At 74.7% G+C, this 14,086-nt stretch carries 14 protein-coding genes; 6 read left to right on the plus strand and 8 right to left on the minus strand.

Annotated elements, in window-relative coordinates; translation table 11 throughout:
* Window positions 1–10 precede the first annotated feature (10 nt).
* Both ACFYWL_RS09125 and ACFYWL_RS09130 read right to left on the minus strand, forming a co-directional pair.
* The gene (locus tag ACFYWL_RS09125; RefSeq protein WP_386969479.1) at window positions 11–199 is read right to left on the minus strand and encodes a hypothetical protein; all 189 of its coding nucleotides are present in this window, start codon (window positions 197–199) and stop codon (window positions 11–13) included.
* A gap of 216 nt (window positions 200–415) precedes the next feature.
* Complete coding sequence (locus ACFYWL_RS09130; protein WP_386969481.1) at window positions 416–916, minus strand: MarR family winged helix-turn-helix transcriptional regulator; 501 nt, start codon at window positions 914–916, stop codon at window positions 416–418.
* Between the two features lie 63 nt (window positions 917–979).
* Here ACFYWL_RS09130 and ACFYWL_RS09135 point away from each other — a divergent pair, with 63 nt between their 5' ends.
* On the plus strand, window positions 980–1,579 hold the full coding sequence (locus ACFYWL_RS09135; RefSeq protein ID WP_386969484.1) for a carboxymuconolactone decarboxylase family protein: 600 nt from the start codon (window positions 980–982) through the stop codon (window positions 1,577–1,579).
* Between the two features lie 25 nt (window positions 1,580–1,604).
* Here the strand turns inward: ACFYWL_RS09135 and ACFYWL_RS09140 are convergent, their stop codons facing one another.
* Window positions 1,605–2,531 carry an alpha/beta fold hydrolase gene (locus tag ACFYWL_RS09140; RefSeq protein WP_386969486.1) on the minus strand — a complete coding sequence of 309 codons (927 nt, stop codon included), beginning with the start codon at window positions 2,529–2,531 and terminating at the stop codon, window positions 1,605–1,607.
* A gap of 200 nt (window positions 2,532–2,731) precedes the next feature.
* On the opposite strand from ACFYWL_RS09140, the gene ACFYWL_RS09145 reads away from it, so the two are divergent.
* Window positions 2,732–4,192 carry a menaquinone biosynthesis decarboxylase gene (locus tag ACFYWL_RS09145; protein ID WP_353899894.1) on the plus strand — a complete coding sequence of 487 codons (1,461 nt, stop codon included), beginning with the start codon at window positions 2,732–2,734 and terminating at the stop codon, window positions 4,190–4,192.
* Window positions 4,192–5,103 (plus strand): menaquinone biosynthesis prenyltransferase MqnP, encoded by a 912-nt coding sequence (gene mqnP, locus ACFYWL_RS09150; protein ID WP_386969489.1) that lies wholly within the window; start codon window positions 4,192–4,194, stop codon window positions 5,101–5,103. The genes ACFYWL_RS09145 and mqnP overlap by 1 nt, the downstream gene beginning before the upstream one ends.
* A gap of 81 nt (window positions 5,104–5,184) precedes the next feature.
* Here the strand turns inward: mqnP and ACFYWL_RS09155 are convergent, their stop codons facing one another.
* A complete protein-coding gene (locus ACFYWL_RS09155; protein WP_386969491.1) occupies window positions 5,185–6,189 on the minus strand; it encodes a terpene synthase in 1,005 nt (334 codons plus the stop codon).
* Between the two features lie 130 nt (window positions 6,190–6,319).
* Here ACFYWL_RS09155 and ACFYWL_RS09160 point away from each other — a divergent pair, with 130 nt between their 5' ends.
* A complete protein-coding gene (locus tag ACFYWL_RS09160) occupies window positions 6,320–6,946 on the plus strand; it encodes a UbiX family flavin prenyltransferase (protein WP_386969493.1) in 627 nt (208 codons plus the stop codon).
* A 62-nt stretch (window positions 6,947–7,008) separates the two neighbouring features.
* On the opposite strand, the gene ACFYWL_RS09165 is transcribed toward ACFYWL_RS09160, so the two are convergent.
* The gene (locus ACFYWL_RS09165) at window positions 7,009–7,275 is read right to left on the minus strand and encodes a BldC family transcriptional regulator (protein WP_117668385.1); all 267 of its coding nucleotides are present in this window, start codon (window positions 7,273–7,275) and stop codon (window positions 7,009–7,011) included.
* Between the two features lie 268 nt (window positions 7,276–7,543).
* Between ACFYWL_RS09165 and ACFYWL_RS09170 the strand changes: the two genes are divergently transcribed.
* Both ACFYWL_RS09170 and ACFYWL_RS09175 read left to right on the plus strand, forming a co-directional pair.
* Window positions 7,544–8,002, plus strand: coding sequence for an Lrp/AsnC family transcriptional regulator (locus ACFYWL_RS09170; protein WP_043961353.1), 459 nt, complete (start codon window positions 7,544–7,546; stop codon window positions 8,000–8,002).
* 125 nt (window positions 8,003–8,127) lie between these two features.
* On the plus strand, window positions 8,128–9,219 hold the full coding sequence (locus ACFYWL_RS09175; protein ID WP_386969497.1) for a PLP-dependent cysteine synthase family protein: 1,092 nt from the start codon (window positions 8,128–8,130) through the stop codon (window positions 9,217–9,219).
* 74 nt (window positions 9,220–9,293) lie between these two features.
* Here the strand turns inward: ACFYWL_RS09175 and ACFYWL_RS09180 are convergent, their stop codons facing one another.
* The 3 genes from ACFYWL_RS09180 to ACFYWL_RS09190 form a co-directional block, all read right to left on the minus strand.
* Window positions 9,294–9,980, minus strand: a complete 687-nt coding sequence (locus ACFYWL_RS09180) for a putative glycolipid-binding domain-containing protein (protein ID WP_386969780.1) — start codon at window positions 9,978–9,980, stop codon at window positions 9,294–9,296.
* A 107-nt stretch (window positions 9,981–10,087) separates the two neighbouring features.
* Window positions 10,088–12,283 (minus strand): DEAD/DEAH box helicase, encoded by a 2,196-nt coding sequence (locus ACFYWL_RS09185; protein ID WP_386969499.1) that lies wholly within the window; start codon window positions 12,281–12,283, stop codon window positions 10,088–10,090.
* Between the two features lie 196 nt (window positions 12,284–12,479).
* On the minus strand, window positions 12,480–12,950 hold the full coding sequence (locus tag ACFYWL_RS09190) for a hypothetical protein (RefSeq protein ID WP_386969502.1): 471 nt from the start codon (window positions 12,948–12,950) through the stop codon (window positions 12,480–12,482).
* Window positions 12,951–14,086: the final 1,136 nt, after the last annotated feature.

Here is a 14,086-nt window from a genome sequence, read left to right on the forward strand (position 1 = left end):
CGACGGGCTGTCACCGTCCGGTGAGTGCCCCGTCGACGCGCAGTGTCACCTGGTAGGCGATCTCCGGCACGTCGGCCAGCTCGATCCGGTCCGATCGCATGGCGAGTTGCGCGTGCAGCTCCCGCGCTACGGCGTCGCGGATGTGAACCAGCAGGGGTGAGAGGCCGTCCGGGTCGCCGGATACGTACGCGTCGCTCATGCCTCCATCGTGTTGCCGGGTGCTCCTTCCGGCGAGCGCGAACCCGCTTCTGCGAGATGTGTAACTCCCGATGGGCTCGCCGGGCGCCCGGCGGTCGTTCGTGGGGCTGGCCACCGCCGGGTGAGCCGGCCCGTGCGCCGTTGCTGCCCGTGAGCTGCGCCGGCTGCTGACGGTTGACCTGTTCCGGCTGGTGCCGGTGCGGGCCCCGGTGGTCGGTCAGGCGCCGAACCACCCCGGGACGTCGAGCCGGAAGAAGTTCGGCTGGGCGACCCGGCGCAGGTCGTCCTCCAGCGCGTTCACCCGCTGCTCGCCCAGCGTCTGCGCCCATCGTGCCCGCAGCTCGTCGAAGAGAGCCGCCGAGCGGCGCAGCCCGTCGTGCCCCCGCTCGGTCAGCCGGATGAGCTTGCGTCGCGCGTCGGCGGGGTCGTCGGCGCGTTTCAGGTAGCCGAGGGCGACCAGCCGGTCGACGGTCTTGCCGGCGGCCTGCTTGGAGACGCCGAGGCGATGACCCAGCTCGCTGGCGGTCGCGCCGGCCGGGCCGACGGCCTGGAGGACGAAGCCGTGCACCGGCCGCAGCTCCGCGTGCCCCTGCCGGGCCAGCTCCGCGTGCAGGTCGTCGACGAGGGTACGGAAGCCGGCCAGCAACAGCAGGGGCAGCAGGAAGCCGGGGCGCTCCGGGGTGCCCGTCGCCGCGTTCGCGGGGTCAGCCGTTGCCACGTTCGACAACCACGTTTACTATTCGGTCAACCACGTTGACCATCGTACGCGAAGAGGTTGTCCATGCCCCGATCGGCCTTCACCACCCACACCCTCGACACCGCGCCCGCCGCCGCCCGGCCCGCCATGGCCGGGGTCCACCGCAAGCTCGGGCACCTGCCCGCCGCCGTCGCCCTGATGGCCGAGTCCCCGGAGCTGCTCAAGGGCTTCCTGGGAGCCGCCGCCGTCTTCGAGTCCACCGATCTCGACCCGGTCGCCCGCGAGGTGGTGGTGCTCACCGTCGCCGTCCGCAACGGGTGTCAGCTCTGCGTGGCCATGCACACCGCCGCCCTGGCCCGACATGCCGGCACGACGGCGCTGATCGAAGCGCTGCGCGCCGGGGCGGGGCTGCCCGAGCCGCGACTCGACGCGCTGCGCCGGTTCACCGTCGCCGTGCTCGATCACCGGGGTGACGTCCCCGACGAGGAGCTGACCGCCTTCCTCTCCGCCGGCTGGCGGCCCCGGCACGCGCTGGACGTCGTGCTCGGCGTCGGCGCGTACACCATCTCCACCTTCGCCAACCGCCTGCTGGACGTCCCCCTCGACCCGCCCCTGGCCCCCTACGCCTGGCCGCCCACCCCAGCTTCCCGCCCCGGTGATCAAGAGAAAAGCGTCACCGCATAGATCAACTCTGACGCTTTTCTCTTGATCACCGGGGCGGGAGCAGGAAGGGCAGCAGGAGGGCGGTCAGCTCCGCCGGGCGCTCCTCGAAGAGCCAGTGACCGCTGTCCTCGATCACCCGGCCCTCGACCGTGCGGGCGTACCGGCGCACCTGGTCGGCCACCTGCCCGCCGAGGCTGGCCCCGGCCCCGACGGCGAGCACCGGCATCGGCAGCGGTCGCTCCCGGTACGCCGCGTTGTCCGCGACGTCCTGCCCGAACGCCCGGAAGTAGGCGAAGCTGGCCCGCAGGTGCGCCGGATCCCGCAGATGCCGGGCGTACTCCTCGATGTCGTCCGCCCCGATGCTGCCCTTGTGCACCATGAGCGAGTCGGTGAAGCGGTCCACCCAGAGTGACTCCCGGCCGGCAACCAGCTCCTCCGGCAGGCCGTTGGCGAGGTTGAAGAAGCCGAAGTTCCACACCGCCGGCCCGGCGGCGGTCAACGCGGGGAACGTATAGATGCTCTCGTCGGGGATCGGCGCCTCGGTCAGCACCAGCCGCGACACCTCGTCGGGGTGCGCGGCAGCGTAGGCGTACGCGACCATGGTGCCCACGTCGTGGCCGACCAGCCGGATGTCGCCGGCCAGGCCCAGGCCGGTCAGCAGGCCGTGCAGGTCGGCGGCGAGGGTCTTCTTGTCGTACCCGCCGGGCGGGGCGTCGCTGTCGCCGAAGCCCCGCAGGTCGGGGGCGATCACCTGGTACGAGTCGGCCAGCTCCGGCAGCAGCCGCCGCCACATCCGCCAGCACTGCGGGTAGCCGTGCAGCAGCACCAGGGTCGGCCCCCGGCCGCCTCGGACATAGTTGATCGCCACCGCGCCGACCTGGGTTCGCTGCTCGGTGAACCCCGCCGGCACCCGTCCGTCGCCCATCGCCGCCCCCATCGCCGCCCCCGTCCCCGACACTGGCGGCCCGGCCACCCGCCGCACCGTCACCCGTCGCACCGCCATCCGCCGCGCTGCCATCCGCCGCGCTGCCATCCGTACCAACGAGCGTCGGTCGACTGGGGAGACGCGGGCTCGGCGGCTGACTGGGCTGCTAATAGGGGGCCCCTCCTCTACAGAAAGCGTTAACAAGGGGCCCTTCCTTGCACCTCAGCCCGGTGCGGGAGACTGGGGGCATGGCGGTTCGTGGGTTTCCGTACACCGATCTGAAGGACTTCCTCGCGGCTCTGGAGCGGGCGGGGGAGCTGCGCCGCGTCCGCGTCCCCGTGGACCCGACGCTGGAGATCAGCGAGATCGTCACCCGGACCGTGCGCGAGGGCGGCCCCGCGCTGCTGTTCGAGCGCCCCACCCGGGGCGAGCTGCCGGTGGCGATCAACCTGTTCGGCACCGAGAAGCGGATGGCGATGGCGCTGGGCGTCGACTCCCTCGACGAGATCGGCGCGCGGATCGGCGCGCTGATCAAGCCGGAGCTGCCCGTCGGCTGGTCCGGCATCCGCGAGGGCCTCGGCAAGGTCATGCAGCTCAAGTCGGTGCCGCCGCGCAAGGTCAAGACGGCCCCCTGCCAGCAGGTGGTCTACTCCGGCGACGACGTCGACCTGGGCCGGCTGCCCGGCCTCCAGGTCTGGCCCGGCGACGGCGGCATCTTCCACAACTACGGGCTCACGCACACCAAGCACCCCGAGACGGGCAAGCGCAACCTCGGGCTCTACCGGCTCCAGCAGCACTCCCGCAACACCCTCGGCATGCACTGGCAGATCCACAAGGACTCCACCGCCCACCACGCGGTGGCCGAGCGGCTCGGCCAGCGCCTGCCCGTCGCGGTCGCGATCGGCTGCGACCCCGTCGTCTCGTACGCGGCCAGCGCGCCGCTGCCCAGCGACATCGACGAATACCTGTTCGCCGGGTTCCTGCGCGGCGAGCGGGTCGAGATGGTCGACTGCCTCACCGTCCCGCTCCAGGTGCCGGCGCACGCCCAGATCGTGCTGGAGGGCTACCTGGAGCCCGGCGAGCGGCTGCCCGAGGGGCCGTTCGGCGACCACACCGGCTTCTACACCCCGGTCGAGCCGTTCCCGGTGCTGCACATCGAGACGATGACCATGCAGCGCGACGCCGTCTACCACTCGATCGTCACCTCGAAGCCGCCGCAGGAGGACCACGGCCTCGGCAAGGCCACCGAGCGGATCTTCCAGCCGCTGCTGAAGCTGCTGATCCCCGACATCGTCGACTACGACCTGCCGGCCGCCGGGGTCTTCCACAACTGCGCGATCGTGTCGATCCGCAAGCGCTACCCCAAGCACGCCCAGAAGGTGATGAACGCCATCTGGGGCGCGCACCTGATGTCGCTGACCAAGCTGATCGTGATCGTCGACGAGGACTGCGACGTGCACGACTACCACGAGGTCGCGTTCCGGGCGTTCGGCAACGTCGACTACGCCCGCGACCTGCTGCTCACCGAGGGGCCCGTCGACCACCTCGACCACTCCTCCTACCAGCAGTTCTGGGGCGGCAAGGTCGGCGTCGACGCCACCCGCAAGCTGGCAGGCGAGGGCTACACCCGGGGCTGGCCCGAGGAGATGACCATGGCCCCCGAGGTCGTCTCCCTGGTCGACAAGCGCTGGAAGGAGTACGGGATCTGATGGCCACCGCCGCCGCTGCGCCGGCGCGGCCGGGCCGCGTCAAGTCCTTCCTCAAGCTCGTCGCGATCGAGCACTCCGTCTTCGCGCTGCCGTTCGCGTACCTGTCGGCGCTGACCGCGATGCAGGTCAACGGCGGGCGGGTGCGCTGGCTCGACCTGCTGCTGATCACCGTCGCGATGGTCGGGGCGCGGACGTTCGCCATGGCCGCCAACCGGATCCTCGACCGGCGGATCGACGCGCGGAACCCGCGTACCGCCGCCCGGGAGCTGGTCACCGGGGCGGTGAGCGTGCGGACGGCCTGGACCGGCGCGGGCGTCGCGCTCGTGGTGTTCCTCGCCGCCGCCGCCCTGCTCAACCCGCTCTGCCTGGCGCTCGCGCCGCTCGCCGTGATCCCGCTGGTCGTCTACCCGTACGGCAAGCGGTTCACCAACTGGCCGCACGCGATTCTCGCGATCGCCCAGGCGGTCGGCCCGGTCGGCGCGTGGCTCGCCGTCACCGGCACCTTCGCCGGCTCGTGGCCGGCGTGGCTGCTCGGCGCGGCCGTCGGCCTGTGGATCGGCGGCTTCGACCTGATCTACGCCTGCCAGGACGCCGACGTCGACCGCGAGATCGGCGTGCACAGCGTGCCCGCCCGGTACGGGCTGCGGTTCGCCCTGCACGCCTCCACCGTCGCGCACGTGGTGACGTTCGCGCTGTTCGTCTGGTTCGGGGCGCTCGTCGGCTTCGGCTGGCCGTGGTGGATCGGGCTGGCGCTCACCGCCGCCGCGTTCGGCTACCAGCACCTCGTGGTCAGCCCGACCGACCTGAGCAAGGTCAACCGGGCGTTCTTCACGGCGAACGGGTTCGTCGGCATCGCGCTGTTCGTGTTCGCGCTGGTCGACCTGGTGGCGAGGCTGGGCCTGCGCCCCTGAGCCGGGCCGCCCGCCGCCTCGCCGCCCGCCGCCGCCCGCCGCTGCCCGCCGCCGCCTGCCGCCCGCCGCTGCCCGGCGTGGTTAAGAAGGGGCCCCTGCTCTACCGGAAGCGTTAAGAAGGGGCCCCTCCTTACCGTCGCCGTAGCGGGCGCTCTCCAGCGTCCAGTCGATCGTGCCCCGGACGGCGGCGGCGACCCCGTCGAGGTGGTCGGCGACCGCCTCGTCCAGCGCCGGCCCGAACGACGGCACGCCCGCGCGCAGCTCGACGAAGCGGCGCATCGCCGCCCGCCACCGCTCGGCGGCCGGGCCGAGTGCGGCGTCCACCCCGACGCCCCGCTCGGCGGCCAGCGCCAGGACCAGGTTGTGCCCGCCGGAGGTGGCCCGGTCCCGCTCCAGCGAGGCGATGTCGTTGTACCAGGAGAGCAGGTCGTTGCCGAGGTCGGCGATCTCGCGCAGCAGCGGGTGGTGGTAGACCGCGTCGGGCAGCGGCCGGCCCGTGACGAACTCGATCAGCGTGTACGACACGTGGGCCGCCGAGGTGGCCCGGCGCAGCTCGACGTACCGGTTCACGTCCGGCGGGCGGCCGGCCGCCTTCTCCACCGCCTCCCGCCAGGTGCCGTGCAGGTGGTGGCCGACCGCGTCGGCGAACCGCTCCCGCCAGCGGGCCGGCATCCGGCGGCGCGGCTCCCGCCACGCCCGCACCAGCAGCCGGCGCAGCGGGCCGGTGAGGCCCGGGTGCCGCCCCCGGGGGCCGTCGCGCAGCAGCCGGAGCGTCCCGTCCCGTAGCGCGAGGATCTGGTCGGGGCGCAGCCGGCCCGGCCGGTCGCAGGCGTCGTCGACCAGGAAGAACCAGGTGAACAGGGCCGCGATGACGCGCAGGTCGGGCTCGGTGGCCTGCGGATAGAGCCGGCCCGCGTACCGGGCGAACCGGGCGCGGGACAGCCGTTCCAGGGCGGGTCCGTCCAACGGCAGGCCGACGGTGGGCAGCCGGTCGTCGAGCCAGCGTTGCACCCGGTCGGCGTGCGGCGACAGCCGAGGCGGGATCGGGCAGTCGGCGCGCAGCGACCGGAGGATGTCGTCGGTCATCACCGATCCCCCCTGTGGGACGTGAATCTTCTCGGCAGCATGGCAGGTCGGCACCGCGCGGATGGCCCCGCCCCGTGCGGGGGTGGGGGCGGTCGGCGGCCCGTCGCCGTGACCAGGCAGGCTGGACGGCATGCGGGAACCATGGGTGGTGGGAGTCTCCGGCGCGTCGGGCACGCCGTACGCGGCGGCGGTCGTCCGGGGGCTGCTCGACGCCGGCCAACCGGTGGACCTGGTCGTCTCCCGGGCCGCCCGGCTGACCATCCTCGACGAGACCGGGCGGGCCTTCCGCGACGGGCACTGGGCCGAGGACCTCGCGGCCTGGCTCGGGCGCGACCTGGGCGACGCCGACGTGCGGCACTGGCCCGCCGGCGACCTCGCCGCCGGCCCCAGCAGCGGCTCCTACCGGGTACGCGGGATGGCGGTCGTGCCGGCCAGCACGGCGGCCTGCGCCGGCATCGCGATCGGCCTGTCGAAGGACCTGCTGCAGCGGGCCGCCGAGGTCAACCTCAAGGAGCGCCGGCCGGTGGTGGTGGTGCCCCGCGAGACGCCGGTGACCCGCAGCCACCTGGAGCACCTGATCGCCCTGCACGACGCCGGGGCGGTGGTGCTGCCGGCCAGCCCCGGCTTCTACGGTGCCGGGGCGTCCGCCTCCGCGCAGCAACTCGTCGACTTCGTTGCGGGGAAGGTGCTCGACGCGCTGGGCGTGCCGCACACGCTGTTCCGCCGCTGGTCCGGCGAGCTGGGCGTCACCCGCTGACGCCGGGACCGGCGGCGGGACGCGGGCCGGACTGGCCGGCCCGTGCCCGTCAGCGCACCTGCTCAGTACATCCCGGCGTTGGCCGGGCCGGGGCCGGTCGACGCGGCGGGGCCGACGTTGCGGGCCTTCCCCATGTCGTCCGCCTCGTCAAGCATGCCCTCCCCCTCAAGCAGGGCCCGCACCTCGGATTCCCGAAACCGGCGATGCCCGCCTGGAGTCCGGATGCTGCCGATCCGGCCGGCCGCCGCCCAGCGCGTCACAGTCTTCGGGTCAACCCGAAACAGCGCGGCGACCTCACCCGGTGTCAGCAGGCGATCTCCAGTGTCCACAGCCCCCTCCTCGCGTCGACGAAGCCCCCGGCTGAACACACTGCCCCCGGCCGGTGCGAGCCCAGAGCCGTCATGAGGGACGTATGGCAATTACAGCACCAGCGACCTGGCCTGTCCGCCAAACGCGAAAAACGCACTGAGTGGGAAGTTAGTAAACTGGGGTGGCTCTGCTCTCCCTCGACCGAAGGTCTGCGGACACTCACCTACTGTCATGTGCAACGCATGCCGGGCGGCCGGCGTTACGCCCCAACGACTAGGGTCACAGTCCGTGGACGCCATCGACCTCAGCCTCGTGGAGCTGTTGCAGGGCAACGCCCGACTCTCGTACGCCGAGCTGGCCCGCCAGGTCGGCCTCTCCGCCCCGGCCGTGCACGAGCGGGTCGGCAAGCTGGAGTCGAGCGGCGTCGTCCGGGCGTACCGGGCGGAGGTCGAGCCCGAGGCCATCGGCCTCGGCGTGACCGCGCTCATCGGCATCGTCGAGGACTCCGGCGGCGACACCGACGACGTGCTGGAGGCGTTCCGGCGGATGCCCGAGATCGAGTCCTGCTACTTCATGGCGGGGGTCGAGTCGTTCCTGCTCAAGGCCCGGGTCGGCACCATCGCCGAGCTGGAGCAGTTGATCGTGCGGCTGAACCGCACCCCCGGGGTTGCCTCCACCCGGACGGGGATCGCCCTCTCCACCAAGTGGGAGAACCGCCCGCAGCCGCTGGCCCGCCCCGCCACCTGACGGTCGCGGCCCGGCACCCGGCGGCGTCCCGGCACCCGGCGGCGGCCCGGCAGCCCGCCCGGCACCCGGCCGCCGCCCGGCACACGGCGGCGACCAGGGCCGAGCCGCTTGCTACGTTTCCGAACATGACTCATCTCGACCGGTGCGACGAGGCCAGCCGGCGCTGGGTGACCGAGGCGATCGCCACGGTCGAGGCCGACGCCAACCGGTCCGCCGACACCCACCTGCTGCCGTTCCCGCTACCCCGGGAGTGGGGCATCGACCTCTACCTCAAGGACGAGTCGGTGCACCCCACCGGCTCGCTCAAGCACCGGCTCGCCCGATCCCTGTTCCTGTACGGGCTCTGCAACGGCTGGATCGGCCCGGGGACGACGATCGTCGAGGCGTCCTCCGGCTCGACGGCGGTCTCCGAGGCGTACTTCGCCCGGATGCTGGGGCTGCCGTTCATCGCGGTGATGCCGGCGTCCACCTCGCCCGAGAAGATCACCCAGATCGAGTTCCAGGGCGGGCGCTGCCACCTCGTCGCCGACCCGGCGAAGGTGGTCGTCGAGGCGCGCTGGCTCGCCGAGGACTCCGGCGGCCACTTCATGGACCAGTTCACGTACGCCGAGCGGGCCACCGACTGGCGGGGCAACAACAACATCGCCGAGTCGATCTACGCCCAGCTCGCGCTGGAGCGGCACCCCGTGCCGGCCTGGATCGTCGTCGGGGCCGGCACAGGCGGCACCAGCGCCACCATCGGCCGCTACACCCGGTTTCGGCGGCTGCCCACCAAGCTCTGCGTGGTCGACCCGGAGAACTCGGCGTTCTACCCCGCCTGGCAGGCCGCCGACTGGTCGGTGTGCACCGGCCGGGGCTCGCGGATCGAGGGGATCGGCCGGCCCAGCGTGGAGGCGTCCTTCCTGCCCGCCGTGGTGGACCGGATGGTCCAGGTGCCCGACGCCGCCTCCCTGGCCGCCATGCGGGCCGGCTCGGCGCTGCTCGGCCGCCGCGTCGGCGGCTCCACCGGCACCAACCTGTGGGGCGCGTTCGGCCTGATCGCCGGGATGCTCGCCGAGGGCCGCACCGGCTCGGTGGTCACCCTGATCTGCGACCCGGGGGACCGGTACGCCGACACGTACTACGCCGACGACTGGGTGGCCGGGCAGGGCCTCGACCTCGCCCCGCACCTGGCGACCGTCGACCGTTTCCTGGCGACCGGCGCCTGGCCCGCATAGAAGGAAGGGCCCCCTGTTAACGCATTCTGTTGTACAGGGGACCCCTGCTAACGCTCCCGGCACGCCGGGGACGTTCAGCGCGGGGCGATGCGTTCGGCCAGCCCCGGATAGCGCAGCACCCACCCGCCCGGGTCGACGTCCAGCTCCGTGGTGAACGTCTCGCTGGCGAAGCGGACCCGGCCGGGCCCGAGCGCCGCGTAGACCTGCTCGGCGGGCAGCACCATCAGGCTGGGCACCTGCACCCACGCCACGGTGATCCGGTGCGCTGTCCCCGTCCCCGTCCCCGTCCCCGTCCCCGTCCCCGGCTCCGTCGAGGCCGAGGCCGAGGGCGAGGTCGTGGTCGGGGAGGCGGTCAGCCCGAGCCGGCGTACCGGAAGGGTGTTGAACAGCGGCGAGCCGCCCAGGTCGATGTCCACCGCGCCCGCCAGCCGGTCCGGATCGTCGGTGCCGGGCAGACCGGCCGCCGGATGCCCGGCCGCCCGCAACGCCGCATCCAGGTCGCCCTGCTCGCCGGCGGTCACGCGCCACCGGCCACCCGCCGGCTCCAGGCGTACGCTCCGCTGCCAGCCCGCGCCCTCCGCCTCGACCTCCAGCCGCCTGGTCGCCCAGTCGGGCCCGACCGTCAGCCGGTACCGGCAGGTGTAGGGGATCGGGTCGACGGCGAGCACGACGCCCTGCGCGCCGAGCCCGGCACCGTCGTCGAACACCACGTGCTCGCTGCCGGCGGTGTCCGTCCGGGCCCAGAACAGCGACTTCGGCATTGTCGGCATGAACCGGACGTTACGGCACGCCGCCCCGGCCGGCAGCGCAAGCGGAAACGCCGCCGCGGAGCGTGGGCTCCGCGGCGGCGTCCCGGCCGTCGTCAGGATCAGTGGGTACGCGCCGGCGGGCGCCCGCCGAAGCCGCGCCGATCGTCACGGGCCCGGTCGTCCCGTCCGCGCCCCTCGGGGCGGAACCCACCCCGCCGATCGCCGGTACGCGGATCCCCGCCCCGCTCGCCGAAGCCCCGCTCGCCGAAGCGGCGCTCGCCCATGGGGCGGTCGTCGTGGCGGCGGTCGGCGGTCGGCCGGTCGCCGAAGCGGCGCTCGCCCGTGGGGCGCTCGGCGTAGCGCCGGTCGCCGGCAGGGCGGTCGCCGGCAGGGCGGTCGGTGTAGCGGCGTTCGCCACCGGCTCGGTCGTCGAACCGTCGCTCGCCGAAGCCCCGTTCGCCCCGGTCGTCGTGGCGGCGCTCGCCGGTCGGGCGGTCCCCGAACCGGCGCTCCCCGCCGACGCGCTGTTCCCGATCGCCGTACCGCCGCTCGCCGAAACCGCGCTCGCTGGCCGCGCGGTCACCGGAGCGCCGCTCGCCGAAGCTGCGCTCACCGGTGGGGCGGTCGCCGTAGCGCCGCTCGCCGAAGCCGCGCTCGCTGGTGGGGCGGTCGCCGTAGCGGCGCTCGCTCCGGCCGTCCCGGTCGCCGTAGCGGCGCTCGCCCCGCTCCTCGAAGCGGCGCGGGCCGGCCGGGCGGTCGCCGTGCCGGCGCGGGGCGGGGGGCTCGTCGCGGACCGGCACCCCGCTGGGCTCCCGGGCGCCGGTCAGCTCGGCCAGCGCCGGGTCGCCGGCCCGGACCCGGGTCTCCGCCGGCTCGACGCCGGCCTTCTCCAGCATGGCGAGGGTGGTCCGGCGCTGCTTGGGCAGCACCAGCGTGGCCACCGCGCCCGACTCACCGGCCCGGGCGGTACGCCCCGCCCGGTGCAGGTAGTCCTTCGGGTCCTTCGGCGGGTCCACGTGCAGCACCAGGGAGACGCCGTCCACGTGGATGCCCCGGGCCGCGACGTCCGTGGCGACCAGGACGCTCATCCGGCCCTCGCGGAACTCGGCCAGGGTCTTGGTGCGCATCCGCTGCGTCTTGCCCCCGTGCAGCCCGCCGGCCCGCACGCCGACGGCGGCGAGCTGCTCGACGAGCCGGTCCACCCCGAGCTGGGTGCGCGCGAAGAGCATCGTCCGGCCGGACCGGGCGGCGATGGACGCCGCCACGGCGAACTTGTCGTGCGGCGGGATCAGCAGCAGGTGGTGGTCCATCGTGGACACGGCCGCGGTCGCCGGGGCGGTCGAGTGGGTGACCGGATCGGTCATGAACCGCTTGACCAGCGAGTCCACGTCGCCGTCCAGGGTGGCCGAGAAGAGCAGCCGCTGGCTGCCGGCCGGCGTCCTGGCCAGCAGCTCGGTGACCTCCGGCAGGAAGCCCATGTCGGCCATCTGGTCGGCCTCGTCGAGCACGGTCACCTCGACGTCGTCGAGGTGGCAGACGCCCCGGTTGATCAGGTCGCCCAGCCGGCCCGGGGTGGCCACGACGATCTCCACCCCCCGCCGGAGCGCGTCGATCTGCCGGTCGTACGGCACGCCGCCGACGGCGGTCTTGAGGAAGATCCCGACCGCCTTGCCGAGCGGCACGAGCGCGTCGTTGACCTGCATGGCCAGCTCCCGGGTGGGCACCAGCACCAGGGCCCGGGGGTGCAGCGGGCGGGCCCGGTTGCGCTTGGCGAGCCGGGCGATCACCGGCAGGCCGAAGGCGAGGGTCTTGCCGGAGCCGGTCTGGCCCCGACCGAGGACGTCGCGGCCGGCGAGGGCGTCCGGGACGGTGGCCCGCTGGATCGGGAACGGCGTGGTGATGCCCAGCCGGTCGAGCGCCTGGACCAGCGAATCGGGCAGGCCGAGCGCGGCGAAGTCGACGTCGGTGTCCGCGTCGGCGCGGGTGTCGGTGTCGACGTCACCCGTGGAGGTGCCGACGTCACCCGCGGTGGCGTCGGCGACTGCGAGCGCCACGCTGTCGTCGACGACGACGGGGTCGCCGGCAGCGGTCGGGGCGACGTCGGGAGAGCCGGGAGCGGTCGGGGCGACGTCGGGAGAGCCGGCCCCGGCGGCGGGGGCGTCGGCCGGGCCGGTCGCCTCGGCCGAGGTGTCGAAGACGGACGGGAACGTGCTGGGGTCAGCAAACGTGGTCAAGAAATGCCTTTCGAGCGGGGCGCATCTTCGCGATGGCCTGCCGCAGCTGAACGCCGCCGGATCGCCCGCAAGATCGCCCATGGGCGCGCCTCACGCGCGCCGGGTCAGTGATCACGACAAGTGTACGGCGACATAGCAAACCCGCCACCGTGCCACGAGATCGTAGTGGGCGGGCTCACCATCCCCGGGCCCACACAGCCGCTCCTGGGCGACCCGGCTCAACCGTTCCTCCGGCCCGCCAGGTGCCACTTCGGCCCGATCAGCCGTTTCGGCCCGATCAGCCGTTGAGGAGGCCGCCGACCAACCCGTCCATCGCGTCGCCGGCCAGCAGCACGACGAGCACACCGATCGCGACGAGCAGCCCGAGCGACGCCACCAGGACGATCAGCACCTTGGCGGTGCTGGACCGCGCGGCCGGGGCATCCGTCCAGCCCTGGGCCAGGATGTGCCCGGTCAGCGAGCCGGAATTGTCCAGTTGGCTGCCGGTGGGCAGCGCGACCGTGGCGAAGCCCGGCCCGTCGGTGCCGTACGCGGTGCTGGCCAGGTCGGCCGTCCCCGGTTCCGGACGTCCGGCCGGGCTGCCGACGGTGGCCCGACCGCCGGGGGCCCCACCCGTGGGCGCGGGAGCCCCGCCCGGGGGTGCCACCGACCAGGCGGTGGTCGGGGCCGCGCCGTACAGGCCGGCCGCCGGCCGGCCGGCGGCCGGTGGCCCCGATGCGGGAACACCCGATGCCGGGGCGCCAGACACGGGAACACCCGACGCCGGGACGCCCGCCCCGGGGACGCCCGCCCCGGGGACGCCCGACGCCGGGGCGACCGGTGCCGGTGTGCTGGACGCGCCGGTGGCCGCGGGCGTGCCGCCCCGCTGGGTGCCCGGGTTGGTCGGCGGTGGCCAGGCCGGGAGCGCCGGTGCCGGTACGACCGGGGGCGGCGACGGTGGCTCGGTGGGGAACGACGGCGCGGCCTGGCCCGCCGGCCAGCCCGACGGGGCCCCGGACGACGGTGGAGCTGAGAAAGGCGCGGAGCCGGGCGGGGCGGCCGGGGGCCAGGCCGGGGCAGCCGGGGCGGTCAGCGGCGGTGGCGGGAACGGCGGTGCCGGCATCGGACCGGGCGACGGCGGGGGCGGCGGCACCGCCGGGCCGGGCGGGGGGACGGGAGGGCCGGGCACGGGCGGCACCGGACCGGGCGGAGGTACGGGACCGGGGGCCGGTGGCGGCACGGCCGGGCCGGGCGGCGGCACCGGAACTGGCGGGTACGGCCCGGGGGCCGGCGGCGTCGGCTCGGGGGCCGGCGGGTTCGGCGACGGTGGTGTGGGACCCGGCACGGGCGGCGTGGGCGGGTTCGGCCCGGGAACGGGTGTGGGCGCCGGGGCGGGCTCCGGCTCCGGCGGCGAGGGCGGCCCGGCCGGCTTCGGGGGCTCGGCCGGCTCCGGGGGTCGTGCGGGCTCGGGCGGCTCGGGGCTGATCGGGGCCGACCGGTATACCTTGGCGCTGCCGGGCTTCGCCCCGCCCGCCCCCTCCGCCCCGACGGCACCGGCCGCCTCGCCCGCGGAGACCCGGTTCAGGCCGGGCACCGAGGCGCTGGCCCGGGCGGGCCCGGTGCCGCCGGTCCGCTGGCTCGGCACGCCAGCGCCGGGGCGGGCGCTTTCCGGGGCGGGCGTCGCGCCGACGCCGGCATCCGGCGTCCGGCCGACGCTGGCGTCCGGCGTCACACCGGCGTCTTCCGCGCCCGCCGGCGCGGTGGCGACGCCCTTGGTCGCCCCGCCGGGCGGTGTCGAAGGCTGGCCCGGAGCCGGATCGACCGCCGGGGCACCCGCGCGGTACGTCGTCCCGCTGCTGCCCGCGGCCGGCAACGCGACGCCGCCGGGCGGGACGGTCACGCCGG

The sequence above is a fragment of the Micromonospora sp. NPDC002575 genome (genome assembly GCF_042889525.1).
GTDB lineage: Bacteria > Actinomycetota > Actinomycetes > Mycobacteriales > Micromonosporaceae > Micromonospora > Micromonospora carbonacea.